The organism is Neorhizobium sp. AL 9.2.2 (assembly GCF_013317225.1).
In the GTDB taxonomy this organism is placed as follows: Bacteria; Pseudomonadota; Alphaproteobacteria; order Rhizobiales; family Rhizobiaceae; genus Neorhizobium; species Neorhizobium soli.
The window spans coordinates 972316-997540 of sequence record NZ_JAALXU010000003.1; the positions used below are offsets into that span (position 1 = coordinate 972316).

At 61.2% G+C, this 25225-nt stretch carries 21 protein-coding genes; 10 read left to right on the forward strand and 11 right to left on the reverse strand.

Annotated features, from left to right (window positions below; translation table 11 throughout):
* Nucleotides 1-11: 11 nt before the first annotated feature.
* The 3 genes from G6K99_RS11340 to G6K99_RS11350 form a co-directional block, all read right to left on the reverse strand.
* On the reverse strand, nt 12-842 hold the full coding sequence (locus G6K99_RS11340) for an ABC transporter permease (protein ID WP_174196584.1): 831 nt from the start codon (nt 840-842) through the stop codon (nt 12-14).
* A complete protein-coding gene (locus G6K99_RS11345; RefSeq protein ID WP_113110595.1) occupies nt 839-1621 on the reverse strand; it encodes an ABC transporter permease in 783 nt (260 codons plus the stop codon). Before G6K99_RS11345 ends, G6K99_RS11340 begins: the two co-directional genes overlap by 4 nt.
* 122 nt (nt 1622-1743) lie before the next feature.
* Nucleotides 1744-2523 (reverse strand): ABC transporter substrate-binding protein, encoded by a 780-nt coding sequence (locus tag G6K99_RS11350; protein WP_062456519.1) that lies wholly within the window; start codon nt 2521-2523, stop codon nt 1744-1746.
* A 321-nt stretch (nt 2524-2844) separates the two neighbouring features.
* Between G6K99_RS11350 and G6K99_RS11355 the strand changes: the two genes are divergently transcribed.
* Entirely contained in the window at nt 2845-5169 is a 2325-nt protein-coding gene (locus G6K99_RS11355) for an OmpA family protein (protein WP_174196585.1), read from the forward strand.
* Between the two features lie 49 nt (nt 5170-5218).
* Here the strand turns inward: G6K99_RS11355 and mobB are convergent, their stop codons facing one another.
* The 3 genes from mobB to G6K99_RS11370 are packed head-to-tail and all read right to left on the reverse strand — an operon-like array spanning nt 5219 to nt 7289.
* Nucleotides 5219-5737: a molybdopterin-guanine dinucleotide biosynthesis protein B gene (gene mobB / locus G6K99_RS11360; RefSeq protein ID WP_113110593.1), complete on the reverse strand. Its 519-nt coding sequence runs from the start codon at nt 5735-5737 to the stop codon at nt 5219-5221.
* Nucleotides 5734-6360: a molybdenum cofactor guanylyltransferase MobA gene (gene mobA, locus G6K99_RS11365; protein ID WP_180215482.1), complete on the reverse strand. Its 627-nt coding sequence runs from the start codon at nt 6358-6360 to the stop codon at nt 5734-5736. Before mobA ends, mobB begins: the two co-directional genes overlap by 4 nt.
* Nucleotides 6357-7289, reverse strand: a complete 933-nt coding sequence (locus G6K99_RS11370) for a DMT family transporter (RefSeq protein WP_113110591.1) — start codon at nt 7287-7289, stop codon at nt 6357-6359. The genes mobA and G6K99_RS11370 overlap by 4 nt, the downstream gene beginning before the upstream one ends.
* A 228-nt stretch (nt 7290-7517) precedes the next feature.
* Here G6K99_RS11370 and G6K99_RS11375 point away from each other — a divergent pair, with 228 nt between their 5' ends.
* Entirely contained in the window at nt 7518-10079 is a 2562-nt protein-coding gene (locus G6K99_RS11375) for a methyl-accepting chemotaxis protein (protein WP_174196586.1), read from the forward strand.
* 78 nt (nt 10080-10157) lie between these two features.
* Here G6K99_RS11375 and moaA read toward each other — a convergent pair whose 3' ends face one another.
* Complete coding sequence (gene moaA / locus G6K99_RS11380) at nt 10158-11144, reverse strand: GTP 3',8-cyclase MoaA (protein ID WP_174196832.1); 987 nt, start codon at nt 11142-11144, stop codon at nt 10158-10160.
* 210 nt (nt 11145-11354) lie between these two features.
* Between moaA and G6K99_RS11385 the strand changes: the two genes are divergently transcribed.
* The 3 genes from G6K99_RS11385 to G6K99_RS11395 are packed head-to-tail and all read left to right on the forward strand — an operon-like array spanning nt 11355 to nt 14201.
* Nucleotides 11355-11741 carry a gamma-butyrobetaine hydroxylase-like domain-containing protein gene (locus G6K99_RS11385; RefSeq protein WP_174196587.1) on the forward strand — a complete coding sequence of 129 codons (387 nt, stop codon included), beginning with the start codon at nt 11355-11357 and terminating at the stop codon, nt 11739-11741.
* 31 nt (nt 11742-11772) lie between these two features.
* On the forward strand, nt 11773-13596 hold the full coding sequence (locus tag G6K99_RS11390; protein WP_062456538.1) for a monovalent cation:proton antiporter-2 (CPA2) family protein: 1824 nt from the start codon (nt 11773-11775) through the stop codon (nt 13594-13596).
* Entirely contained in the window at nt 13593-14201 is a 609-nt protein-coding gene (locus G6K99_RS11395; RefSeq protein ID WP_174196588.1) for a pyridoxamine 5'-phosphate oxidase family protein, read from the forward strand. The genes G6K99_RS11390 and G6K99_RS11395 overlap by 4 nt, the downstream gene beginning before the upstream one ends.
* 10 nt (nt 14202-14211) lie before the next feature.
* Here G6K99_RS11395 and G6K99_RS11400 read toward each other — a convergent pair whose 3' ends face one another.
* Entirely contained in the window at nt 14212-15282 is a 1071-nt protein-coding gene (locus G6K99_RS11400; protein ID WP_062456544.1) for a GGDEF domain-containing protein, read from the reverse strand.
* A 264-nt stretch (nt 15283-15546) separates the two neighbouring features.
* A complete protein-coding gene (gene fumC / locus G6K99_RS11405; RefSeq protein ID WP_174196589.1) occupies nt 15547-16938 on the reverse strand; it encodes a class II fumarate hydratase in 1392 nt (463 codons plus the stop codon).
* A gap of 390 nt (nt 16939-17328) precedes the next feature.
* Between fumC and G6K99_RS11410 the strand changes: the two genes are divergently transcribed.
* A complete protein-coding gene (locus G6K99_RS11410; protein ID WP_244631430.1) occupies nt 17329-19308 on the forward strand; it encodes a murein L,D-transpeptidase in 1980 nt (659 codons plus the stop codon).
* Nucleotides 19309-19375: 67 nt separating this feature from the next.
* Here G6K99_RS11410 and G6K99_RS11415 read toward each other — a convergent pair whose 3' ends face one another.
* On the reverse strand, nt 19376-20044 hold the full coding sequence (locus G6K99_RS11415) for an HAD-IA family hydrolase (protein ID WP_174196591.1): 669 nt from the start codon (nt 20042-20044) through the stop codon (nt 19376-19378).
* A gap of 187 nt (nt 20045-20231) precedes the next feature.
* Here G6K99_RS11415 and rpiA point away from each other — a divergent pair, with 187 nt between their 5' ends.
* The 4 genes from rpiA (at nt 20232) to G6K99_RS11435 (ending at nt 24619) form a co-directional block, all read left to right on the forward strand.
* Entirely contained in the window at nt 20232-20927 is a 696-nt protein-coding gene (gene rpiA, locus G6K99_RS11420; protein WP_174196592.1) for a ribose-5-phosphate isomerase RpiA, read from the forward strand.
* A 19-nt stretch (nt 20928-20946) separates the two neighbouring features.
* Nucleotides 20947-21534, forward strand: a complete 588-nt coding sequence (locus G6K99_RS11425; protein WP_062580883.1) for a DUF2059 domain-containing protein — start codon at nt 20947-20949, stop codon at nt 21532-21534.
* Nucleotides 21535-21669: 135 nt separating this feature from the next.
* Nucleotides 21670-23058, forward strand: a complete 1389-nt coding sequence (gor, locus tag G6K99_RS11430; protein WP_092661126.1) for a glutathione-disulfide reductase — start codon at nt 21670-21672, stop codon at nt 23056-23058.
* Between the two features lie 187 nt (nt 23059-23245).
* Nucleotides 23246-24619, forward strand: a complete 1374-nt coding sequence (locus tag G6K99_RS11435) for a class II 3-deoxy-7-phosphoheptulonate synthase (RefSeq protein WP_092660807.1) — start codon at nt 23246-23248, stop codon at nt 24617-24619.
* A gap of 179 nt (nt 24620-24798) precedes the next feature.
* On the opposite strand, the gene G6K99_RS23510 is transcribed toward G6K99_RS11435, so the two are convergent.
* Complete coding sequence (locus G6K99_RS23510) at nt 24799-24861, reverse strand: hypothetical protein (protein ID WP_371816185.1); 63 nt, start codon at nt 24859-24861, stop codon at nt 24799-24801.
* Nucleotides 24862-25225: the final 364 nt, after the last annotated feature.

Here is a 25225-nt window from a genome sequence, read left to right on the forward strand (position 1 = left end):
GGCAATCTGGACTAGCGTTTCAGGTGACGGGTCAGGCGGGCTTCCATGAATGCCCAGAGGTGCCTCAGCGCTTCCACCATCGTCAGGTAGAAGATCGCCGCCCAGAGATAGGTCTGGTAGTCGAAGGTGCGCGAAAAGGCATAGCGCGTCTCGCCCATCAGATCGAAGACGGTAACGATCGCGACCACGGCGGAGCCTTTGATCATCAGGATCACTTCGTTGCCGTAAGGGCGAAGGGCGACGATCAGTGCCTGCGGCAGGATGACCTTGCGCAGCGTGATGCGCTTGGAAATGCCCAGCGCCGCGGCGCCTTCGTGCTGGCCGCGCGGCACGCTTTCGATGGCACCGCGCAGGATTTCGGCCTGATACGCGGCCGTGTTGATCGTCAGCGAAAACAGTCCGCAATACCAGGCCTCGCGGAAGAACCACCATAGACCGACGGATTCGAGTTCCGCCCTGAAACTGCCGAGACCGTAATAGATCAGGAAGAGCTGCGCGAGCAGCGGCGTCGAGCGGAACAGATAGACGTAGGCGTAGGCGATCGTGTTGAGCACGCGGTTCTTCGACATGCGGGCGAACGCGATCGGCAGCGAAAGCAGCGCGCCGAGAACGATGGAGATGCCGACAATCGAGATGGTCGTCCACAGGCCGTTGAGGTAGCGCGGCCCATAGCGCTCAAACTTGGCCGTATCCCAGCCGTTGATGACCATCATCACCAACCCTGCTGCGAGCAGGCCCCAGAGTACAAGAACGACGATGCCCGCAACCTTGGCAGCGGTCAGCGGCCTCGCGACGACGGCGGGCGCAGGGCGTGGCGCTATCAGCTCTTTCACAAAGCTCATCGCGATACTCCCGAGCGTTTGGCCCAGCGTTCGATGAAGCCCAGTCCGAACGAGGAGATCATCGCAAGCACAAGATAGAGAAGGCAGGCGATGGTATAGAAGAAGAACGCCTCACGGCTGACGCGCGCGGCAATGCCTGTCTGGCGGATGATATCGGCAAGGCCGATGACCGAGACATAGGACGTATCCTTCAGCAAGATCAGCCAGAGATTGGTGAGGCCCGGCAGCGCGATGCGGATCAGCTGCGGCAGGACGATCAGGAACATCGTGCGCCAGCGACGAAGACCAAGCGCATCGCCCGCCTCGTACTGGCCGCGTGGAATGGCTCGAAAGGCGGAGAGGAGCACTTCCGACGAATAGGAGGAGAACACGACCGCGAGCGCCACCATGCCGGCGACGAAGGCGTTGATCTCGACGCGGCCGTCATAGCCGAAGGTCGACAGCACCGTCTGGAGAAGGATCTGGGCACCGTAATAGACGATGAACAGCGTCAGCAGCTCGGGAAGGCCGCGAAAGATCGTGGTGTAGATGCCGGCAGCCAGCCGCAGCAGCCGTTCTTCCGACTGCGCCGCGAGCGCGATCAGGAAGCCGATGATGAGGCCGACCGGCAGGGTCGCCAAGGCCAGCGTGATCGTGACCTTGACGCCAAAGGCGATCTCGTCGCCCCATCCGGCGTCGCCGCAGGCGATCAGGGAACCTTGGCCGAGCCAGGTAAAGATGCCGGCCGGGCCGCAAAACGGGTCGAGCGTATCGAAGAGGGCGGAGAGCCATCCGCTCATAGGGTCATTCCGGTTCGTTCCCCATGCGGCTTTTAAGATGCCGCTTCAGTCATAGGTGTCATTAAAAAGGAAAACGGCGGAAGGGCAAGCCTTCCGCCGTTCATATTCCGGCGTATAGACGATTACTTGTCGCCGTACACGTCGAAGTCGAAATACTTCTTGTTGATTTCGGCGTATTTGCCGTTGGCGCGGATCGCGGCGATCGCGGCGGTGAACTTGTCGGCCAGTGCCGTTTCGTCCTTGCGCACGGCGATGCCGGCGCCTTCGCCGTTGATCTCAGCATCGACCGGGAGCGGTGCAAGGATCTTGCAGCAGTTGCCGGCTTCGGACTTCACCCATTCCGACAGGACGACGATGTCGTCCACAACGCCGTCGATGCGGCCGTTGGTGAGGTCGAGCTTGTACTCGTCAGACGTCGGGTAGAGCTTCAGTTCGGAATCGGGGAAATGCTTCTCGGTGTAGTTCGAGTGGGTGGTCGAACCCTGGGCACCGAGCGTCTTGCCCTTGAGCGAGGCCGCGGTCGCATCCTTCAGCGGCGAATCCTTCGGTACGGCGACTGCCGGCGGCGTGTTGTAGTATTTCTTCGAGAACGCAACCTGCTGCATGCGTTCCGGCGTGATCGACATGGAGGCGATGATAGCATCGAACTTCTTCGACTGCAGCGCCGGGATGATGCCATCCCAGTCGTTGGTGACGAAGGTGCAGGTGACCTTCATTTCGTCACACAGCGCCTTGGCGATGTCGATGTCGAAACCGGTCAGATTGCCGTTGGATTCGAGAACGTTGAAGGGCGGGTAAGCGCCCTCGGTGCCGATCGTGAGCTTTTCCTGGGCAAGCGCGGATCCGGCGAAAAGCGATACAGCCGCGATGGATGCAGCTGCGAAAAGGCGGGACATGGTCATAATGATCCTCTCTGTTGGCAAGACCGGCGGCGTTGAATTCATACGCCATCCGGGTTGCGGGGCTTAAGGCCAGCTCGCCCCGTCTGACGTTTTATAGATACCGGCCAACGGGAAATTGCAACGGCATTTTCCTGCCCCATGACACCTCGAGGGAGGTGAACGCGGCATTCAGTTGTCATTCATGTGGTTGGGAACAGTCTTTGCGGAACCATATCGGTTGAATACCCGTTCAGCCGGCGCGTCAGCCCGAGGTCATTCTTTCGAACGATGCATAATACGGGATGCGCCAAGGGAAGAGACGCTTGAGAAGAGGAAGATTGCATGTCTAAAAAATTCAGACTGTTTGCCAGCGTGGCTGCGCCGGTGCTGTCGCTGCCGCTGATGCTGCAGCCGGTTGGTGCCATGCCGCTGAAGGCCGCCATTGAAGTCAACCAGGCTCCGGCCTCGGTACCAGGTTTCATCCAGGTTCAGCAGGAAGTCATCGCGCCTGAAGATGGTGGTGGCGAAAAGCCGCAGCGTCCGCGCCGCGAAAAGAGCGAAGCAGGCCAGGGCGAAGACAAGCCAGAGCGGCCGCAGCGTCGCCAGGCCGCGGAAGACGGTGGCGGTGCCAGCGAGCGCCCGCAGCGTCGCCAGCAGGCTGAAGACAACGGCGGCGCAAGCGAGCGTCCAGCACGCCGCGCGCAGGCTGAACAGGGCGAGCCCGAGCAGAAGAAGCCAGCGCGCCGCGATGCCGAGCGTCAGCAGGATGCACCTGCAGCAGCCGAACGCCCGCGCCGTGAAGCGCAGGGAAGCGATGCCAAGGAGCGTCCGCCTGCAGCGGACCGTTCCAATGCCGAAGGCGAGCGCCCGAAGCCATCCCGTGACCGCGCCGATCCGTCCAAGGCCGATGCTGCCGACAGGGCAAAGCCGGACGATGCAAAGCCGGCCAAGCCTGAAAAGGCACAGGCTGATCGTGCAAAGCCAGACCAGGCCGATCCGGATCAGGCTCGTCCGCAGCGCCAAAAGGCAGGCGATGAACAGTCGCCTGAGCGTCCGCGCGCGCAGGGCGATCGCAGCAAGGTAGATCCGAAGGCCGACCCCAAGGTTGATCCGAAGGCTGCGGAACGCAATGCTCGAGACACCGACGCTGAGAACGGGGCTACGCCTCCGCGCGACGCCAAGGATCGCAACCAGCGCGACCAGACCCGTCCGGATACTGCCGCGCAGCCAGACGCGGCTCGCCCAGACCGTAATCAGGCTGACCGTAACCCAGCCGATCGCGACCAGAACAACCGTCGCCCGGGTGATGCCGATCAGGCCAGTCCGAACGAGCCCGGCCGTGATCGTCCCGATCGCAACCAGGCCGATCGCAATCAGCCAGAGACCGATCAGCCCGCAAACGGCCGTCCACGGCCGCCGCAGGTTGCCGATACGCCTGACAAGGTGGAGCGCGCCAAGGAACTGGCGAAGGATCCGAAGTCTGCGCAGCGTGGCGAACAGCCGACCCTGCCGGTCGAAAACGGTGCAGCGGTGCTCGACAGCGCCAAGGAAGATGCACGTCCGCGTCGTCCGGACCGCGATGGTGAGCGTCCGCGCCGCGACCGCGACCGCGATGCCCAGCAGGCCGATCGTGCACCACCACGTTCCGACGCTGATTCCCAGTCCAACACCCGGGAGACAGCCGACCAGAGGCGCAATTTCCGCGAACTGTCCGAAGAGCGCGGCGAACGGCTCGACCGTCGTCCACAGTTCGATCGCCCGCGTGGCTGGGATTATCGGGGTCAGGACGGCCAGGATGTCGGTCGTAACGATCGCGGCAGGGATCGTGGCCGCGTGATCATCTCGATCGACAACCAGTCGGTCGTGCGCCACGACGACAGCCGCCGCTTCTACGAAGAAGACGGTCGCCAGCCGGAATACGAGCGTCTGCGCGATGGTCGTGTACGTGAAGTGATCGAGCGCGACGACGGCACCCGGATCGTCACCGTGCGGAACCGTTACGGCGAGATCGTCCAGCGGTCGCGTATCGTGCGCGGGGGCGAGGAATACGTTCTCTACTATGCTCCGGAACTGTCGGAACAGAACCGCGGTGCAGATTATACCTGGCGCGATCCGGGTGACGATCTGCCGCCGATGCGTCTCGACGTTCCACTCGACGACTACATTATCGACACGTCGTCGGAGCCTGACCGGAACTACTACGAGTTCCTCGAACAGCCGCCGGTCGAACAGGTCGAGCGCGTCTATTCGCTGGATGAGGTTCGCTACTCGGCCCGTATCCGCGACAAGGTTCGTCGTATCGACTTGGATACGGTCACCTTTGCAACAGGCAGTGCCGAAATTCCGATGAACCAGGCAAGCTCGCTGCGCAAGGTTGCGGATGCGATCAACCAGGTGCTGAAGAAGGACCCGGCTGAAACCTTCCTGATCGAAGGCCATACCGACGCCGTCGGCGCGGATGATGCCAACCTCGTCCTGTCCGACGAGCGTGCGGAAAGCGTTGCCCGCGTTCTGACCGACGCTTACGGCATCCCGCCGGAAAACCTGGCGACCCAGGGCTACGGCGAACGCTACCTGAAGGTTCGCACCGACGGACCGAACCAGGAAAACCGCCGCGTCACCATCCGCCGCATCACGGCGCTGGTAAAGCCGGTTGCGTCGAAATAGTCTGGTTCACCAGAGTTGATCAGAGAGCGCCCGGTTTATCCGGGCGTTTTCATTTCTGCGGGAGAGAAACGACGTTCGCGATGAAATCCGCGATGGCGACCGTGTCGTCGAGATCGAAGACGGGCAGGGACGTACCCTCCACCGCATGATCGGCAGCGATGGCAACAATGTGCGGATCGGTCGGAGCCAGTGGCTCGCGGCTTTTCGATTCGAGCCTGCGAGCCTCGATCTTGGGCACAGGCTCGCGCTTGTAGCCCTCTATCAGCACCAGATCGCAGGGCGCGATACGATCGAGAACGTCCTGCAGACTGGGTTCCGGATCGCCGCGCAGCTCGTGCATGATGGCAAACCGGGTGCCGGAGACGATCGTCACTTCATGCGCGCCGGCCTGACGGTGCCGGAACGAGTCGGCGCCGACCTTGTCGATGTCGAAATCGTGGTGGGCGTGCTTGATCGTCGAGATCTTGTAGCCGCGGCGGGTGAACTCGGTCACCAGTCGCACGGCAAGGCCGGTCTTGCCGGAGTTCTTCCAGCCGGCAATTCCAAAGACACGGGGCGGCACTGTCATCTCAGAGCCTCGGTGAAGCGCTTGGCCAAGGCCAGATCCTCCGGAGTGTTGATATTGAGAAAAGGATCGAGCATTTCGCCGCCGATGTCGAGAATTGGGAAATCCACATAGACCGTCGAATGGCGATCCAGAAATGCCCTGAGGCGACGGTTGTCGGGATCGACAAGCCAGTGTTCGAGATCGTCGGCGATCGACTTCGGCCAGAGCGCGAAAACGGGATGCGTGCGACCATCCGACGTAGCGACGGCAATGGTTTCAGGGCCAGCGTCGGCTTCGAGACGTGCCACCAGATCGAGCGGCAGGAACGGACTGTCGCAAGGGACCGTCACCAGATGGGACGCATCGGTGTCCTGCGCCTGAAGGTCGAGAAGACCGGCCAGGACGCCTTCGAGCGGGCCGGCCTGGCCCGGTCTCAAGTCGGGAACGAGACGTAGCCCGCGAATATTCTCTGAGGCTTCGGGCGCATTCAGAACGATCGATATCACCTGAGGCGCGAGCCGATCGACGACATGGCCGAGGATCGTCTTTCCGGCGAGCGGCAGATCAGCCTTGTTTTGCCCCATGCGGCTGGATCGGCCGCCGGCGAGAATGAGAGCCGGGAGATCGTTTGAGGCAGTTATCATCGGCCCGTTTCTCTCGTCTGCGTGGAGCCGGGCGGGGCGACGTCGGCGGCGGTCGCGACCTGCTGCTTCCTCTTCTTTTCGCGCGCGAACGTGTAGAGACCGGAGCCGATCACGATTGCCGCTCCCGCAAGCATGCTGCCGCTCGGCTCCTCGCCGAAGAACAGGATCCCGATCGCCAGAGCCCAGATCAGGCTCGTGTAGCGGAACGGCGTCACGAACGAGACCTCTCCCGTGCGCATCGCCATGATCACGGTCTGATAACCCGCAAAAACCAGGAGCGATGTCAGGACGAGAATGGAGAAGGTGCCGGCGCTCACCGGTTGCCAACCGCCCATCGGCACGATCAGGATAATGCCGAGAAGCGTGTTGGCGAAACTCGTGAAGAAGGTGATGCTGATGGTCGGGATTTCAGCGCTGATCCGCCGGGTCGTCAGGTCACGGCAGGCGGTGAAGCATAAAGCGATGAGCGGATAGACCGCGTCCGCCGAAAAGCCTTCCGCGCCGGGGCGCAGAATGAGAAGGACGCCAACGAGCCCGACCCCGATCGCGCTCCAGCGCCGCCAGCCAACCGGTTCACGAAAAATGAGTGCTGCGCCGAGCGTGACGACCAGTGGCAGCGACTGCATGATGGAGGCAGCGGTGGCAAATTCGAGCCGGGCGAGCGCGGTGAAATACGCAAGGGTGGCGCCGAGTTCGCAAAATCCTCGCAAAAGGACGAGGGGATGGCTCAGCGTTTTCAGCGAAATCGACGCGCGAAGGTGGCGCGCGATGAAATAGACGAGGGTTGTGGTCATGACCCCGCGCACGGCAATGATCTGTGCAATGCTGAGCTCTGACGTAACGGATTTGACCAAAGCGTCGTTGAAGGTAAATGCCGCCATGGCGAACGCCATAACCAGGGCGCCGCGTGCGTTTTCGGACAGACTCATGATGTCTCCTCGGGACCGCGCCGTCTTAACGCAGCTTCAAACGGTCCGCCAGCAGCCACATGTCCCCGTTCTTGCGAAATCGCAACTCGGACGTCCTTGAGTTAACGCTTGTTCAACCGAATTTGCAGATTGTGTGCAGCAATGTTACCCGCATGACGTGGGGGCGCTTGCTGGATAACCCGCGAATGAACAGCGGAGCCGGGGGCTACTCAACAACCCGGGGGTTCCATGTCATTCGTCGATCGTCTGCTTCAAAGACGCAAAATTGTCACGAAGGTTCTTCTCTTCGTCGTGCCACTGGTGCTTCTCATTGCAGGCGTGGGAATGGCTGGCTTCTATACGGCCGAAACGCTGAACGGTCATATGACCGTGACGCGTGCCACGATCGAAAATATCGGCGATTTCGAAGATCTCCAGTCATCGCTTCAGGCATTCACCGAGGCTCCGTCGGATCAGACCGTCGCGACCCTGCGGTCCAGTATCGCGCGTCAGGCTGACGGCGTCGGCCGGTTGCAAGGGCTGTTGCAGACCGAGGGTGACCGTAACCGGATAGCCGTTGTCCGCGAGCTTGCGGCTAAGCTCTCAGCCGACACGGATGGGCTGTGGGCGATCGAACAGATGCGCAAGCGCAATGTCGAGGAGATCAATCAGATCCTCAAAGGCGTGCGCGATGCTTCCAACGGCGTCGACAAGCAGGTCGAGATCATCCAGAAACAGTTTGACGGCAAAGAGAAATTCGCCAAGCGGCAGCTGTTTGAAGCCTACGCGTATCGATCCGTCGCGCGTCGGCTGGAAAATCTGCGCAATGCCGTGCGGGCCTCCGAAACCGACGAAGCCACCGTCAAGGGCGCGGAGCTTTACGGCCACACGCTTAAAAAGGAATTCGCGATCGTCGCTCCAATGCTGTCGTCCAACGGCAAGGCGGCCATGGCGCCGATCGAGCAGTCAGCCGATCAGCTTCTGGCCGTCATCGCCAGCGACAAGCCGGTTGCCGACAAGGCCCAGGCTTTGCGCATTGCGACAAGTGCCTTCATGAGACCGCAGGGGGAACTTGCCGCCGAAGTGACGAAGAAATCCGGTGACGCAGCCGAGCGTTTCGTCGATCTCGAAGGCGAGGTGGAAGTGCTGAAGAGCGTTCTCGACCAGATCGACCAGTCGCTCCAGATTTCGAACGCGATGCAGCTGCATGCCGAGCGTTTCATGACGGTGCCGACCGATGAAGCACGTTCGCATATCATTGCCGACATCGTGGCGCTGAGGGCAACAAGCGCAAAAGTCTCCGAACTCAATTCACGCAATGCCGCCACCCGCGACTTTGGACCGACCCTTGCGACACTGCTGAGCGCGCTCGACAAGAGCACGGCGACGACGATTGTCAACGCGGGTGAATGGACTGCGGCACGCACGAAGGCGACAGAAACGTTGACGGCAGGCATGGCCGGCCTCAAGAACTTCGTGGCGCAGGCGCAGGAGGTCGGCAAGGCGGACAGCGAGCGTTCGGCCACCGTTTCCGTGATCGCCATGGTGGCGGGCACGCTGCTTGCCATCGCCGGCGGCCTCATGCTGGTCGAGACGCTGCGCGGACCTTTGCGCCGCGTCACCGAGATCATGAAGCGTCTGGCCGATGGCGATCTCGATGTGAAGATCGAAGGCCGCGAGCGGGGCGACGAGATCGGCGACATGGTGCGCTCGGTCAGCGTGTTCCGCGATTCGGCGCTGGAGAATATCCGGCTGGAAAAAGAGGCGACGTCGGCACGGGAGCTTTCGAGCGCCGAATCGGACCGCCGCACAAGCGAACGTGCCCGGATTGCCGCCGAACAGCGTCAGGCGCTGACCGCTCTCTCGAGCGTTCTTGGTCAGCTTGCCGAAGGCGACCTGGAGCAGACCATGGATGAAAACCTGCCCGAGGATTTCATCGAGATGGCCCGCACATACAACCGCGCTGTCGAAGAGTTGCGCGGCACGCTTGCCGACGTCCGTTCCACGGCCGACGAGATCGAAGGCGGCACCGGCAATCTTGCGGCATCCGCCGACGACCTTGCCCGGCGCACCGAGCAGCAGGCGGCGGCACTCGAGCAGAGTTCGCGTGCGCTCCGCCATCTCGGCGACATCGTCCGCGCAACGGCGCAGAGCGCTCGCGAAACCTCGACATCCGTCAACGAGACTGAAGCTTTTGCGGTGCGTTCGGGCGAGGTCGTGGCACGCGCTGTCGGCGCCATGGGCGAGATCAGCCGGTCGTCGGAGAAGATTGCAACCATCATCGGCGTCATCGATGAGATCGCCTTCCAGACCAACCTGCTTGCGCTCAATGCCGGTGTCGAAGCCGCACGCGCAGGTGAGGCGGGTCGCGGTTTTGCCGTGGTCGCGCAGGAAGTCCGCGAACTGGCGCAACGCTGCGCAGGTGCTGCCCGGGAAATCAAGGGGCTGATCTCGGCAAGTTCCGCCCAGGTGACCAATGGCGTGCACCTGGTTGAAGAGACAGGTGGCGCGCTCTCGCAGATCATCGCCCATGTGACCGACGTGCGCAAACTGGTGACGCAGATCTCCGATGCTGCCGAGGAACAGTCGACGGGGATCAGCCAAGTCACCCGCGCGGTTCAGGAAGTGGAACACATCACCCAGCGGAACGCCGCGATGGTGGAAGAAAACAATGCCGAGATCCACGGCCTGCGCCAACGGGTCGGCGTTCTCTCCGAAAAGATCGAGCGGTTCAAGACCCGCGAACCGCATGCACAGTTCGGCATGGGAAGTTATGACCGGCGCGATCAGCAGCGGCGCGACGTCGCCTGAGACGATCGCTGCAGTCCCAAAATGAAAAGAGCCGGCTCAAGCCGGCTCTTTTCACATCTGAGCTTTGCTTCGTTTACATCACCCGCCGGTGACGCTCATGTGCCGCGACACCGCCGGGCGGTTGTTGCGGTCGATGATGAAGTCGTGGCCTTTCGGCTTGCGCGAGATCGCCTCGTCGATCGCCGCCGAGAGAACGGCCGGATCGTCCGAGGAGCGCAGGGCGGCACGAAGATCGGCGGCGTCGTTCTGGCCGAGGCACATATAGAGCGTGCCGGTGCAGGTCAGGCGGACGCGGTTGCAGCCCTCGCAGAAGTTATGGGTCATCGGCGTGATGAAGCCGACGCGGCCACCGGTTTCGGCGACCTCGACATAGCGGGCAGGGCCACCGGTCTTGTAGGGGATGTCGGTGAACGTGAACTGCTGTTCGAGATCGGCGCGCAGCTTCGACAGCGGCAGATAGCGGTCCGTGCGGTCTTCCTCGATCTCGCCCATCGGCATGGTCTCGATGACCGTCAGGTCCATTCCGCGGCCATGCGCAAAGCGCAGCATGTCGGCGATCTCGAATTCGTTGAAATCCTTGAGCGCGACCGCATTCAGCTTGATCTTCAAGCCCGCCTTTTGCGCCGCATCGATGCCTTCCATGACCTTGGAGAAGTCACCCCAGCGCGTGATGGCCTTGAACTTGTCGGGATCGAGCGTATCGAGCGAGACGTTGATGCGACGCACGCCGCAATCGTAGAGTTCCTGTGCATGGCGGGCGAGCTGGGAGCCGTTCGTCGTCAGCGTCAGCTCGTCGAGATTGCCCTCTTCGATGTGGCGACCGATCGAGCGGACCAGATACATGATGTTCTTGCGCACCAAAGGTTCGCCGCCGGTTAGCCGAAGCTTTCGGACGCCCTTTGCGACGAAGGCCGAACAGAGCCTGTCGAGCTCTTCGAGCGTCAGCAGGTCCTTTTTCGGCAGGAACGTCATGTTTTCCGCCATGCAATAGGTACAGCGAAAGTCGCAGCGATCCGTGACCGAGACACGCAGATAGGTGACCGCGCGACCAAACTTGTCGATCATCGGTGCGTTGGTCGCGGCAGGGCCGGCAGTCAGTGGCGGTATGACAAATGAATTCACGGGTAAATACTCCTGACGCCAGAACTTGGGTCCGATCCGGGGCAACGTCAAGGTTTGTACTCCTTAACGTGATGATGGACCGTTCACGGCGAACGGGCTTGCGAGGCATGAGCGAAGTCCATAATCGTGAGACATTCAAATTGGAAGAGAAACATGACTGACGTTCCCAACGACAGCTGGCCGACGGAATTGCGGGTTTCGCCGGACAAGAGAACACTGACCGTGCACTTTGAAGACGGTGCGTCTTACGCCCTGTCCGCCGAGATGATGCGCGTGCTCTCGCCTTCCGCAGAAGTTCAGGGCCACAGCCCGGACCAGAAGGTGACGGTACCGGGAAAGCGCCTTGTGGGCATACGCAACGTCGTCGCGACCGGCAATTATGCGGTCCGCATCGCGTTCGACGACGGCCATGACAGCGGTATCTTTACCTGGCGCTATCTGCGCGAGCTCGGGACCGAGGGCGACGCGCTTTTCCAGGGTTACGAAAATGATCTGGCGGCCAAGGGACTGAGCCGCGATAGTGTCACGCAGACGCGCTAAAGCGATTGCGAAAACAAAGGGGATTGTCGGGGTGGCAGCGGAATCAAATGCGGGCGATCTGGTTCAGGTCGTCGCGCTTCTCGGGGCAGCGGTTATTGCGGCACCCCTCTTCAAGAAGATCGGTCTCGGATCCGTGCTCGGCTATCTCGCCGCCGGTTTGGCGATCGGGCCTTTTGGACTGAAGCTTGTCTCGGATCCGCAGGCGATCCTGCACATTGCCGAACTCGGCGTCGTCATGTTCCTGTTCGTCATCGGCCTGGAAATGCAGCCATCGCGGCTTTGGAGCATGCGAAAGGATATTTTCGGGCTTGGCGCACTTCAGGTGTGCGCCTGTATTGTTTTGCTGATGGCTGTCGGGATCGGCTTCGGTTATCCGGCGCCTGTCGCCTTCGTCGCCGGCACCGGCTTCGTCCTGACCTCGACGGCAATCGTCATGCAGATGCTTCAGGAGCGCAACCATCTGCATACGCCGAAGGGCCAGCATATCGTTGCGATCCTGCTGTTTGAGGATCTCGCCATCGTGCCGCTGCTGGCTATCGTCGCCCTCCTGGCGGCGCAGGGCGAGGCCGTTTCCTTGACCGAGCGGCTGCAATCGGTCGGCATCGGGTTTGCAGCGCTTGCCGCACTCGTTCTTGCCGGGCGATACCTGCTCAACCCGTTCTTCCGGCTGCTTGCCAATTCCGGCGCTCGGGAGGTGATGACCGCCGCGGCTCTGCTCGTCGTGCTCGGATCGGCGCTGCTGATGCAGTTTGCCGGTCTGTCGATGGCGATGGGCGCGTTTCTTGCCGGCGTTCTCCTGTCCGAATCATCCTTCCGGCACCAGCTTGAGGCCGATATCGAGCCGTTTCGCGGTATCCTGCTCGGTCTGTTCTTTCTCGGCGTCGGCATGGCGGTCGATCTGTCGGTGATTGCCGCCAACTGGCAGCACGTGCTCCTCGCCGTCATCGCCTACATGATCGTCAAGGGGCTGGTGATCTATGGGGTCGCAAGGCTGCTTGGCACGTCTCATGCCGAGGGTCTCGGCCGTGCGATCCTGATGGCGCAGGGCGGCGAATTTGCGTTCGTGCTCTACGCGGCGGCGGCCTCCGTCGGCATCTTGGATTCCGATACGAATGCCGTGCTGACGGCGACGATCGTTATCTCGATGGCGGTGACGCCGCTGGTCGTTGCGATCTACGTGCGCACCGCGCCGAAGCCGGAAGTGGATACGAGCGGTTTGGCCGAGCCAGAGAATATCGAAAATACGGTGCTGTTGATCGGCTTCGGGCGTTTTGGACAGATCGTCAGCCAGCCGGTTCTGGCGCGAGGCTATACGCTGTCGATCATCGACAGCAATGCGGAGTTTATCCGCGACATCGGCGATTTCGGCTTCAAGGTCTATTACGGTGACGGTGTCCGACCCGAGATCCTGCATGCAGCCGGTGCAGCGACGGCAAGGGCGATCCTGATCTGTGTGGACGACAAGGAAGCGGCGCTGAAGATCGCCGAGATCGTCAAGGAAGAGTTCCCGCTGGTTCCGGTTCTCGCCCGCGCCTATGACCGCGGCCATGCAATCGATCTCCTGAAGGCCGGCGTCGATTACCAGATCCGCGAAACCTACGATTCGGCGCTGAGCTTCGGAGGCGAGGTACTGCGCGCTCTGGGTGAGGCCGACGAGACCGCGCTTCAGATGGTCGAGGAGTTCCGTGAGATCGATCGCGAACGGTTTGCGCTGGAACAAGTCGGCGGCATCTATGCCGGCCGGTCGCTAATCAAGGGCAATGCGCAACCGGCAGACATCATCGCCGCCAAAACGGCGCGCGAACGGGAACGACGGGCGGCCGCACAGGACGCGGCGCAAGGGGCAGCAAGATGACAATCATCACAACGGTCGACGAACTGAAGGCGATCTATGGCGACAGCAGCGAGGCATCGCTTGCCAAGGTGACCCGCTTCCTGACGGCTGAATATCGGCAGATGATCGAGGCGTCACCGTTCGTGGCGCTGGCAACCGTCGGGCCGGAAGGGATCGACTGCTCGCCGCGCGGCGATCTCGGCGGGGTGGTGCGGATCGAGGACGAGCGGACGCTGGCGCTTCCGGACTGGCGTGGCAATAACCGCATCGATTCGCTGATCAACATCGTTCGAGATCCGCGGGTCGCGCTGATGTTTCTCGTGCCGGGCTCGACGATGACGATGCGGATCAATGGTCGCGCGGTGGTGTCGGTGGAGCCCGGACTGCTCCAAAGCTTCGAGATGGACGGCAAGCACCCGCGCAGCGTGACGGTGATTGCTATCGGCGAGGTCTATTTCCAATGCGCGCGGGCGCTGATGCGGTCGGAACTGTGGAACCCTGCGCGTTTTGTGGACCCGAGGACCCTTCCCACGCCCGGCACATTGCTGAAGGCGGCCAAGGCCGACTTCGACAAGGAAACCTATGACCGCGACTGGGCGGACCGTGCCGCCAAGACGATGTGGTGAGAGCAGGCGATCACTTCTTGTAGATCAGCCAGCTCTTGCTGACGTAATCCTTGGTCATGCTGTCTTCATAGAACACGGTCCGGTTTCGTCCGGAGTTCTTGGCATGATAGAGCGCCGTGTCTGCGCGGGCGTAAAGATCGCCCGGATCGGCTGCCTGCGAGGCCATCGAGTATCCGAGCGAGATGGTGACTGGCCCATAGTTGATGCCCGAGCGGGAATTGCGAAAGGCGCGCGTTTCGAGAGCACGACGCACCCGCTCGCAGATGATCATGACCTCGTCGGGTGTGTTGCCCTGAACGATGATCGCAAACTCCTCGCCGCCTGTGCGTGCGACGAAGACTTCCTTGCGGACGTTCGAACGGATGACCGAGGCGACGGTCGACAGGATCTTGTCGCCGACCGGATGGCCGTAGCTGTCGTTGATCTTCTTGAAATTGTCGATGTCGGCAAGGACCAGCGCCGTCACGGGCAGGCTTGGCGCATGGTCGAAGATCGTTGCCAGGCGCTCGTCGAAGGCGCGTCGGTTGGAAAGCCGCGTCAAGGAATCGGTATTGGCGATCCGCTTGTACTCGTCGAGTTCGCGGCGAACCTGATCCATCTCCTGCGAGCGCTGCTCCATGTCGCCGGCGGTCTTTTCGCCCTGCGCGATCTTGTCGCCGGTCGCATCGTTGAGAAGGCTGACGGCATTGCGGATCAGTTCGCTCGAAAAGCTGCTTTTGGCATTGATACGGACGGCGGTCTCGCCAAGAAGACGGCTGTAGCTTTCGAGCGACGCCTGTTCCTGACGCAACAGCTTCAAAACGGAGTCCAGCTCCGTCAAGATGCGGTCATGCGCCTTCTCGATGACATCGACCTGACCCGTTCCCAGATGCCGGGCAGAAAGGTCGTCGAGTTCCTCTTGCGTCGCGCGTGAGCCCAGCGCCGCAAGATCCTGTGCCAGCTCGGGGTTGGAGCCGATGTAAGCTTCATAGAATAGCTGATAATTACGCGGTATCGAAGCGACCCCCATCGCCCGAATTGCGTATATGACTTGACTGATCAAATCACTGGATTGCGCCTTCGGCGCCACACCCGTCGTCATCGACGACCCCCACTAGACCTCATCCACTGTGTGGATAAATTTATATGTGACGAATATTGGAAAACAATTAAGAGCAGTTTGTATTTGCGCAATTTTGTACGCGTTATTTTAATTATGATTCTATGTTATATTGCGTGAAAGTGCAAATCTTGGCTGAGCTTGCCATGCGAGCAAAAGATATGGTTCGATCTAGCTCATTCCGGATGTAATCTTGACGACGGGGCCTATCGGTTGACCGACCCCGTCATCGCTCTAGCGACCGATTTACTTGGGGCCGATCATGTTTTCCGGACGGACATACTGATCGAACTCCTCGTTCGTCAGATAGCCACCGCCAACGGCTTCCTCACGCAGGGTGGTGCCATTCTTGTGCGCGGTCTTGGCGATCTTCGCGCAGGTGTCGTAGCCGAGCCTGGAATTCAGCGCGGTGACCAGCATCAGGGAGTTTTCGACGCCCTTGCGGATATTGTCTTCACGCGCTTCGATGCCGACGACACAGTTGTCGGTAAAGGAAACCGCAGCATCACCGAGCAGCTGAACCGACTGAAGGAAGTTGTAGGCCATCATCGGATTGTAGACGTTCAGCTCGAAATGCCCCTGGCTGCCGGCGAAGGTGAGGGCAGCATGGTTGCCGAAGATGTGGGCGCAGACCTGTGTGAGCGCTTCCGACTGCGTGGGGTTGACCTTGCCCGGCATGATCGACGAGCCCGGCTCGTTTTCCGGCAGCGACAGTTCGCCAAGGCCGGCACGCGGACCGGAGCCCAGGAAGCGGATGTCGTTGGCGATCTTGAACAGCGCCGCAGCGGCCGCATTGATCGCGCCGTGCGAAAACACCATCGAGTCGTGTGAAGCGAGCGCCTCGAACTTGTTCGGCGCCGTCACGAAGGGCAGGCCGGTGATCTTCGAGATTTCGTCGGCGACCTTTTCGGCAAAGCCGACCGGGGCGTTGAGGCCTGTGCCGACTGCAGTGCCGCCCTGAGCAAGCTTGGAGAGCGCCGGAAGCGTCAGCTCGATATTGGCAATGGCTGAGGCGACCTGCGCCGCATAGCCGGAAAATTCCTGGCCGAGCGTCAACGGCGTCGCGTCCTGCGTGTGGGTGCGGCCGATCTTGATGATGTGGGCGAAAGCCTTCACCTTGGCTTCCAGCGCCTCATGCAGATGCCTGAGCGCCGGCAGGAGATGGCGGACGATGGTTTCGACGCAGGCAATGTGCATGGCCGTCGGATACGTATCGTTCGACGACTGGCTCATGTTGACATGGTCGTTCGGGTGCACAGGCTTCTTGGAGCCCATGACGCCACCGAGGACTTCGATCGCCCGGTTGGAGATCACTTCGTTGGCGTTCATGTTCGACTGCGTGCCGGAACCGGTCTGCCAGACGACCAGCGGAAAATGATCGTTGAGCTTGCCGTCGATCACTTCCTGGGCGGCATCGACGATCGCCTTGCCGACGGTCTGGTCGAGGCCTGCCAGTTCCATATTGGCGACGGCTGCGGCCTGCTTGACGATGCCGAGCGCACGGACCACGGCCAGCGGCTGCTTTTCCCAGCCGATCTTGAAGTTTCCTAGCGAACGTTGCGCCTGAGCGCCCCAGTAGCGGTCTGCGGCCACGTCGATCGGGCCAAAAGTATCGGTTTCGGTGCGCGTTGTGGTCATCGTGTCGCCTCTGTCTCCCATGCCCGCGAACGCGGGCGAACTATCGCGTGCCGGGCACGAAACCGGCGCCGGCATTACTATACCATTACCGGGTGACTTCAAGCGCAGCCGGGGTCGATTTGTGACCGTGTCCGCGTGCCATTTCGGTCACGCCGCGTGGAATTGTGCCCGATGGAACAATGGTCGGCCAAATAAACTAGGTTACCCATTGGTGAAAATTTAACGAATAATTTCTTAATCTTCGCCGGCGTTCGCGTATGCTTTGCCGCTCAGATCCGGCTTTGTGTGCGCTCGGGCGTTTCTTTCCACAGGCCACGCGATCGGATAGATGGCGGGCTGCACGAATTGATCCCGCAGATTTGCAAGCGGGTGGAAATGACGGGGACAAAATTGCCGCAAGATACCAAAAAGACTTCGCTCGCTCTGGCTTTGGTTTCCGGAATTTCGGCCTTTGCCGTCCTGGCCGGCCCCGCCAACGCCCTGACCCTGATGGATTTCCTGAAAGGCGGCCCTGGCAAGAGCCGCGCCGCCGACAACGGCGTTCCGGGTGTGACGACTGTTGCTCCTACCGAAAAGGCGCTGGCCGATCCCGAGCCGCTGCCGAAGGTGTCCGGACCCCGCTACTATACGTATAAAGCCGATGCCAGCCGGGCTGTGCAGACCGCAGGCTTTGCCGCGGCTTCAGCGACCGATGCGACCCGCCTGATCGCGCAGGCAAAGGTTTCGGCCCCGTCTGCGATCGCGTCCGCACTCGAAGCCTATTACAGCAAGAACGCAGCTCCGCTCTGGGTCTCCGGCGGCGATGCCAACGACCATGCGCGGGCGCTGATCAGCGTGCTGGAAAAGGCCGCCGACTTCGGTCTGGATCCCGCCGACTACGCGTTGAAGGTTCCGAACCTGACGACCGCCAGCGTCGCGCCGGTCGCGTCGGCTGAAGCCGAGGCCACTGTCGACCCCGCAGCGGCGCCGGAAGCTGCAACCGCCACACCCGTCGCTGCCACGCCGGACACAGCTACCACCTTGGCTGAGACGCCTGCCGTAGCATCACCTGCCGCCGGTCCGGCCGAGGGTCACGACCGCGATCTGATGCAGTTCGAGCTTGCTCTGTCTGCCAAGGCATTGACGTTTGCGCAGGATATGACGCGCGGGCGCATCGATCCGAACAAGATCTCCGGATTCCACGACTTCAAGCTGAAGACCGTCGATCTGAATGGCGTCATGGCGTTCCTGGCGACAGGTCATGAACCCGGCGCCTATCTTGCAGGCCTTGCTCCGCAGGATCGGCATTTCACGGCTTTGAAAGCCGAGCTTGTCAGGCTGCGTGCTGAAGCTGCGAGTGAAGCGACCGCCGTGAAGCTTCCGGACAATCTGCTCCTGAAGCCGGGCAACAGCAGCCCTGATCTGTCAGCTGTTGTTGCGGCGATCCAGCATTCGGGGTCCGATGCGCTGAAGACCAAGCACGAAGCGACGCTTGCGAGCTACCAGCAGACGCCGGAATACACGCCCGAGCTGGTCGATCTGGTCAAAAGTTTCCAGAGCGAAGCAGGCCTGAAGGCCGATGGCGTCATCGGTGCGGCGACCGTTCGCAAGATGGTCGGCCATACGTCGCAGGACAAGATCAAAAAGCTTGTGGTCGCCATGGAACAGGCGCGCTGGCTGCCGAGCGATCTCGGTCAGCGCTACGTGTTCATCAACCAGCCTGCATTCCGCGTTTACTACAACGAGAACGGCGCCGAGCAGTTCTCGATGCGCACAGTTGTGGGATCGAAGGCGCATCAGACGTTCTTCTTCCAAGACGAGATCGAGACTGTCGAGTTCAACCCATACTGGGGCGTGCCGCAGTCGATCATCGTCAACGAGATGCTGCCGAAGCTTCGCGCGGACCCGTCCTATCTCGATCGTCTCGGCTATGAAGTCGCGGTCAATGGCAAGGCGGTGCCGTCGCGCAGCGTCAACTGGTACACTTCGACCCAGAACGTCTCGGTCCGTCAGCCTCCGTCGAGCGACAATGCTCTCGGCGACCTGAAGATCCTGTTTCCGAACGCCCATGCGATCTACATGCATGACACGCCTTCGAAGAGCTTCTTCCAGCGTGACATGCGTGCGCTCAGCCATGGCTGCGTGAGACTTGCAGAGCCGCGCAAGATGGCTGCGGCCGTCCTCGGCATTTCGGAGCAGGAGGTCGATGCTCGGATCGCCGGTGGTGAAAACGTTGCGGCCAAGGTCACCGCAAAGATCCCGGTCTACGTTTCCTACTTTACCGCATGGCCGAACAAGGACGGAAAGGTCGAGTATTTCGACGACGTCTACGATCGCGACGCGGCCGTGAGAAAGGCATTCGAGGCAACCACGAAGGCACGTTCGGCTTAAAGCTGAAAATCTTGACGTCCAATTGGAAACGGCGGCCTTCGAGCCGCCGTTTTCGTTCGTGTTGACCTCAGATCATCTGCCGGATGACCTGGACGGTCAGGTCGTCGAAGTGATCAATGACGATGTCGGCGTTGAGGTCCACGACGGGGACGTCTGAATAGCCGAAGCTGACGGCGATCGAGCCAATCCTTGCATTTTGCGCGGCGAGGATGTCGTTGATGCTGTCGCCGATCATGATGCTGCATGCCGGGTCGGCGCCTGCCTTCTCGATCGTGCCGAGAATATGCCCGGCATCGGGTTTGCGGACCGCAAACGTGTCTCCGCCGGTGATGACGTCGAAACGCGAGGCAAGGCCAAGGCCCTGCATCAGCGGCAGCGCCAGTTCTTCCAGCTTGTTGGTGCAGACGGCAAGCCGGACGCCCGCACATGCGAGGCGATCAAGACAGTCGATGACACCCGGATAGACCTTGCTCTTGCCCGGCATATTCGCCTTATAATGCGCCATGAAGCGATCAAAAAGCCGCCCCGCCAGGTCATCGTCGAGCGGCGTGTTGCGCAGGTGGAAGGCGCGGGCGATCATCATCCGCACGCCCTGGCCGACGAGATGGGTGATGTCCTCATAGGCGACAGGCTGCAGATCGGCCGCGGCAATCGTGTGATTGAGGCTATCGATGAGATCGGGCGCGGTATCAACGAGGGTACCATCCAGATCGAAGATGACGAGGGGAGTTTTCACGGGTGCCTCTTGGTTTCGATGAATGCCGGCTGGAATATCAACACAGAAAAAAGCAAGGCAGCGACTAACACGGATCCGGCGACGCCGCAAAACCTCAGCAAGCCTGTGTGCAAGACGTTAGGCTCTTTCGTTTGTCAAAAGAGCCGTGTAAACAGCGACCGCAGGAACATTCTGGAGCTTTTGGCGGATGGACGCCCGAGAAATGAAGGTCAAGGCGGCTGAGGCTGCGCTGGGATATGTCGAAGACGGAATGCGTCTTGGCATCGGCACAGGCTCGACTGCCGAAGAGTTCGTTCGTCTCCTGGCCGAAAAGGTGCATGGCGGCTTGAAGGTTCTCGGCGTGCCGACCTCGGAGCGGACCGCCCGCCTTTGCGTCGAACTCGGCGTTCCCCTCAAATCGCTCGACGAACTGCCGGAGCTCGATCTGACGATTGACGGTACCGACGAGGTGGACGGGAACCTGATCCTGATCAAGGGCGGCGGCGGGGCTTTGCTGCGTGAAAAGATCGTTGCGGCGGCGTCTGCTCAGGTGATCGTGATTGCCGACGAAAGCAAGGTCGTGGAAACCCTCGGCGCGTTTCCGCTGCCGATCGAGATCAATCCGTTCGGGATGGCCTCGACACGCATTGCCATCGAAAAGGCGGCCTCCAGGCTTGGTCTTTCCGGCGAACTGAAGCTGCGCCGCGGTGGCGAAGATGTGTTTCGCACCGACGGCGGGCACTATATTCTTGACGCATCTTTTGGCCGCATTCCTGATGCAGAGGCCTTGTCAGCTCAACTTCATCTCATTCCCGGCGTCGTCGAGCACGGGCTGTTCATTCACATCGCGTCCTTTGCGATCATCGCCGGCGAGGCTGGTGCGCGGACGTTGAAGGCGAAATAACCTTAGGAGCAATCAACCCATGATCAAATTCGCGGTTCTTGGCCGTGCCGCCGCCCTCGCAATTGTGATGTCCGGCGCCGTTTCCGTTTCTGCTCAGGCCCAGGAAATTCCTGAGGCCCATATGGCGGCTGCGCGCGATGCTATCGCTTCGCTCAACGTCACCGATCGGTTCGACAACATTCTGCCCAACATGGCCGAAGCGTTGAAGGGTCAGTTTATCCAGTCTTCGCCGAACTTCCAGGAACAGATCAACGCCATCGTCGACGAAGAGGCGCTGGCGCTTGCTCCGCGTCGTGCGGATCTCGAAAAGGAAGCCGCGACGATCTACGCCAAAAGCTTTTCCGTGGATGAGCTGAAGACGATCTCGACCTTCTTCACGACCGAAGCCGGCAAGAAGCTTTTGAACAACCAGCCGCTGGTTGCCCGCGAACTCGGACGTGCGGCTGAAATCTGGGCCAACGGCATTTCGCGCGACCTGAACACCCAGGCGACCGCCAAGCTGCGCGGCGTTATCGATGCCAACCCGATCAAGGCACCTGTCGTCGATACGCCGGCACCTGCGGCGGCTGGCGCCAAGCCGGCTCCGACGCCTGCTGCCAAGCCCTGATCGACTGATCCACAAGACTTCTGAAAAGCCCGGAGAAATCCGGGCTTTTGTTTATGGCGGCTGCAGCATTATATGTGGCTGGCACCTATCTATGCCCCAAGCATCCCACCCATGTTCTTTCTTCAGGAGCCTGCCATGACCGCCTATGACTATGACCTGTTCGTGATCGGTGCAGGCTCCGGTGGCGTCAGGGCAGGGCGCGTTGCCGCGTCGCTCGGCAAGACGGTCGCCGTGGCCGAGGAATATCGGTTCGGCGGCACCTGCGTCATCCGCGGCTGCGTGCCGAAGAAGCTGCTTGTCTACGCGTCGCAGTTCTCGGAGCATTTCGAAGATGCTGTCGGCTTCGGCTGGACGGTCGGCGAAACCAGCTTCGACTGGAAGAAGCTGATCGCGGCCAAGGATGCCGAAATCGCGAGGCTCGAGGCGATCTACAAGCGCAACCTCTCCAATAGCGGCGCCGAGGCGATCGAAGATCGGGCCGAGCTTGTCGATGCCCATACGGTGCGCCTGGTGAAATCCGGAAGAACCGTGACGGCGGACAAGATCGTGATTGCCACGGGCGGCACACCCAACCCGCATGTGGCCCTTCCCGGCTACGAGCTCTGCATCTCGTCCAACGAGGCTTTCGATCTGCCGGAACTGCCGAAATCGATCCTGATCGCCGGCGGCGGTTATATCGCGGTGGAATTCGCCAACATCTTTCATGGCCTCGGCGTCGAGGTGACGCTGATATATCGCGGCCAGGAGATCCTGTCGCGGTTCGACCAGGACATGCGCCACGGACTCCGCAAGGCGATGGAAGACAAGGGGATGCGGGTCATCCTGACGGACGTGATCGCCGAAGTGACGAAATCTCCGGCCGGTCATCTCATCGCGTCGACCATGGGCGGCGAAACGCTTGCCGTTGATACGGTGATGCTGGCGCTCGGTCGTGATCCGAACACCGATGGATTGGGGCTTGAGGCTGCCGGTGTCGAGGTGGATGATCTCGGTGCCATCGTCGTCGACGAGTATTCGCGCACCAATATCGAAAACATCTATGCGCTCGGCGATGTCACCAACCGGGTACAGCTGACGCCGGTCGCGATCCATGAGGCGATGTGCTTTATCGAGACCGCGTTCAGGAACAATCCGACCAAGCCGGATCACGAGCTGATTGCGACGGCGGTGTTCTCGCAGCCGGAAATCGGCACGGTCGGTCTTTCGGAAGAGGAAGCGGCCAAGCGCTATGCCGAGCTCGAAGTCTACCGCGCGGAATTCCGGCCGATGAAGGCAACGCTCTCCGGCCGGCAGGAAAAGACGATCATGAAGCTGATCGTCGATGCCGAGAGCCGCAAGGTGATCGGATCCCACATCCTTGGTCACGAAGCCGGAGAAATGGCGCAGCTGATCGGCATCTGCCTCAAGGCCGGGGTGACGAAGGACGATTTCGACCGCACGATGGCGGTGCATCCGACGGCTTCGGAGGAACTGGTGACCATGTACACGCCGAGCTACCGCATCAGGAATGGCGAGCGGGTCTGAGGTCTGCTTGGACCGGGACGAATATAATTTAGCAATGTGAGATGGTTCGACGTCGTTTGTTGCACTGGTGGAAGCCCGGCCGGGCGCTTATCTACCCGCTATGCAAACGAGGCCGTTCGGTCTATAAGCCCCGCAAAATTTGAAGCTTTGCCCGGCGGGGGAGCCGGGGTGGAAACAGGTGAGTATCATGGCGCAGAACTGGACCCCGAGCACGTGGCGGAACAAGCCGATCCAGCAGGTTCCGGACTATCCGAACATGGCTGCATTGGAAGCAACCGAGGCGCAGCTTTCCACATTCCCGCCGCTCGTGTTTGCGGGTGAGGCTCGCCGCCTGAAATCCCAGCTTGCCAAGGTGGCGGAAGGTGACGCGTTCCTTCTGCAGGGCGGCGACTGCGCCGAAAGCTTTGCCGAGCATGGCGCCGACAACATCCGCGACTTCTTCCGCTCGTTCCTGCAGATGGCCGTCGTGCTCACCTACGGTGCGCAGCTTCCTGTCGTGAAGGTTGGCCGCATCGCCGGTCAGTTCGCAAAGCCGCGCTCGTCCAATATCGAGAAGCAGGGCGATATCGAGCTGCCGTCCTACCGCGGCGATATCATCAACGGCATCGATTTTACCGAGGCCTCACGCATTCCGAACCCGGAGCGCCAGCTGGATGCCTATCGCCAGTCGGCGGCAACGCTGAACCTTCTGCGTGCGTTCGCGATGGGTGGCTATGCCAACCTCGAAAACGTCCACAAGTGGATGCTGGGCTTCGTCAAGGACAGTCCGCAGGGCGAGCGCTATCGCATGCTGGCTGGCCGGATCAGCGAAACAATGGAGTTCATGCGGGCGATCGGTATCACGGCCGACAACCAGCCGAGCCTGCGCGAGACGGATTTCTTCACCAGCCATGAAGCCCTGCTTCTCGGCTATGAGGAAGCTTTCACGCGCGTCGATTCGACATCCGGCGACTGGTACGCAACGTCGGGCCACATGCTGTGGATCGGCGACCGCACACGCCAGCTCGACCACGCGCATGTGGAATACTTCCGCGGCATCAAGAACCCGATCGGCCTTAAATGCGGTCCGTCGCTGCAGCCGGACAATCTGATCCAGCTGATCGACGCGCTGAACCCGGCCAACGAGCCGGGTCGGTTGACGCTGATTGCGCGCTTCGGCCACGACAAGGTTGCCGATGGCCTGCCGAAGCTGATCCGTGCCGTCGAGCGCGAAGGTCGCAAGGTCGTCTGGTCCTGCGATCCGATGCATGGCAACACGATCACGCTCAACAACTACAAGACCCGTCCTTTCGAGCGGATCCTGTCGGAAGTGGAAAGCTTCTTCCAGATCCACCGGTCGGAAGGGACCCATCCGGGCGGCATCCATATCGAGATGACCGGCAAGGATGTGACCGAATGCACCGGAGGCGCCCGTGCGGTGTCGGCCGGCGACCTGCAGGACCGCTACCACACGCACTGCGATCCGCGCCTCAATGCCGACCAGGCGCTGGAACTGGCGTTCCTCCTGGCCGAGCGCATGAAGAGCGGTCGCGACGAGAAGCGAATGGTCGTCAACGGCTGAACCCCGGTTCGACACAACGCAAAAGGCCGGCGTGAAAACGCCGGCCTTTTGCGTTGCAAGGGCCGCCTACTGGACGAGAACGGGGTTGCGGCAGGACGCGCCACCGACCTGGACATCCGCTTCACCAACGCGCACGCCGAGGGTCAGCAGGACGTTGTAGAGGACGGTGTCGACCGGGGTCATGGCCGCACCGAGCGTGGCGCCGACGGCAGAGATAATGGGTTGCGGCAGCCCGAGCCCAAGGCCGAGAAGGTCTACCCGCACAACGAGCTTGGAAAGCAGGCTCGTCGTCAGCGACTCAAGCACGTTCTTGACCGACGTCGACTTTACCCTGTTCGCGCTGATATCCGCCGGCGAGAACGTCAATCGCTCTGTCTTGAGATTGGTCGACGTGGTGTCCGCCATGGCGGAGACCTTGAGAAGAAGGGTCGAGATGATGTCGGCTCGCGTGACACGCGGATCTTTGCCGAAGTTCGTGAATGCCGTCGTATCGACGTCGCCCAATGCGATCGACGCGATGCCCGGGACGGCGTCGACATCGACGGTGGCGCTGTTGGCCGCGCCCGTACAGGTGATGCCGGCAAGCCGTCCTTCGGCATAGGCAAC

What these genes read in the sequence shown, in the direction of transcription:
- G6K99_RS11340 (WP_174196584.1), bottom strand. Translation starts at nt 842, where the DNA reads ATGAGCTTTGTGAAAGAGCTGATAGCGCCACGCCCTGCGCCCGCCGTC.
- G6K99_RS11345 (WP_113110595.1), bottom strand. Translation starts at nt 1,621, where the DNA reads ATGAGCGGATGGCTCTCCGCCCTCTTCGATACGCTCGACCCGTTTTGC.
- G6K99_RS11350 (WP_062456519.1), bottom strand. Translation starts at nt 2,523, where the DNA reads ATGACCATGTCCCGCCTTTTCGCAGCTGCATCCATCGCGGCTGTATCG.
- G6K99_RS11355 (WP_174196585.1), top strand. Translation starts at nt 2,845, where the DNA reads ATGTCTAAAAAATTCAGACTGTTTGCCAGCGTGGCTGCGCCGGTGCTG.
- mobB (WP_113110593.1), bottom strand. Translation starts at nt 5,737, where the DNA reads ATGACAGTGCCGCCCCGTGTCTTTGGAATTGCCGGCTGGAAGAACTCC.
- mobA (WP_180215482.1), bottom strand. Translation starts at nt 6,360, where the DNA reads ATGATAACTGCCTCAAACGATCTCCCGGCTCTCATTCTCGCCGGCGGC.
- G6K99_RS11370 (WP_113110591.1), bottom strand. Translation starts at nt 7,289, where the DNA reads ATGAGTCTGTCCGAAAACGCACGCGGCGCCCTGGTTATGGCGTTCGCC.
- G6K99_RS11375 (WP_174196586.1), top strand. Translation starts at nt 7,518, where the DNA reads ATGTCATTCGTCGATCGTCTGCTTCAAAGACGCAAAATTGTCACGAAG.
- moaA (WP_174196832.1), bottom strand. Translation starts at nt 11,144, where the DNA reads ATGATCGACAAGTTTGGTCGCGCGGTCACCTATCTGCGTGTCTCGGTC.
- G6K99_RS11385 (WP_174196587.1), top strand. Translation starts at nt 11,355, where the DNA reads ATGACTGACGTTCCCAACGACAGCTGGCCGACGGAATTGCGGGTTTCG.
- G6K99_RS11395 (WP_174196588.1), top strand. Translation starts at nt 13,593, where the DNA reads ATGACAATCATCACAACGGTCGACGAACTGAAGGCGATCTATGGCGAC.
- G6K99_RS11400 (WP_062456544.1), bottom strand. Translation starts at nt 15,282, where the DNA reads ATGACGACGGGTGTGGCGCCGAAGGCGCAATCCAGTGATTTGATCAGT.
- fumC (WP_174196589.1), bottom strand. Translation starts at nt 16,938, where the DNA reads ATGACCACAACGCGCACCGAAACCGATACTTTTGGCCCGATCGACGTG.
- rpiA (WP_174196592.1), top strand. Translation starts at nt 20,232, where the DNA reads ATGGACGCCCGAGAAATGAAGGTCAAGGCGGCTGAGGCTGCGCTGGGA.
- G6K99_RS11425 (WP_062580883.1), top strand. Translation starts at nt 20,947, where the DNA reads ATGATCAAATTCGCGGTTCTTGGCCGTGCCGCCGCCCTCGCAATTGTG.
- gor (WP_092661126.1), top strand. Translation starts at nt 21,670, where the DNA reads ATGACCGCCTATGACTATGACCTGTTCGTGATCGGTGCAGGCTCCGGT.
- G6K99_RS11435 (WP_092660807.1), top strand. Translation starts at nt 23,246, where the DNA reads ATGGCGCAGAACTGGACCCCGAGCACGTGGCGGAACAAGCCGATCCAG.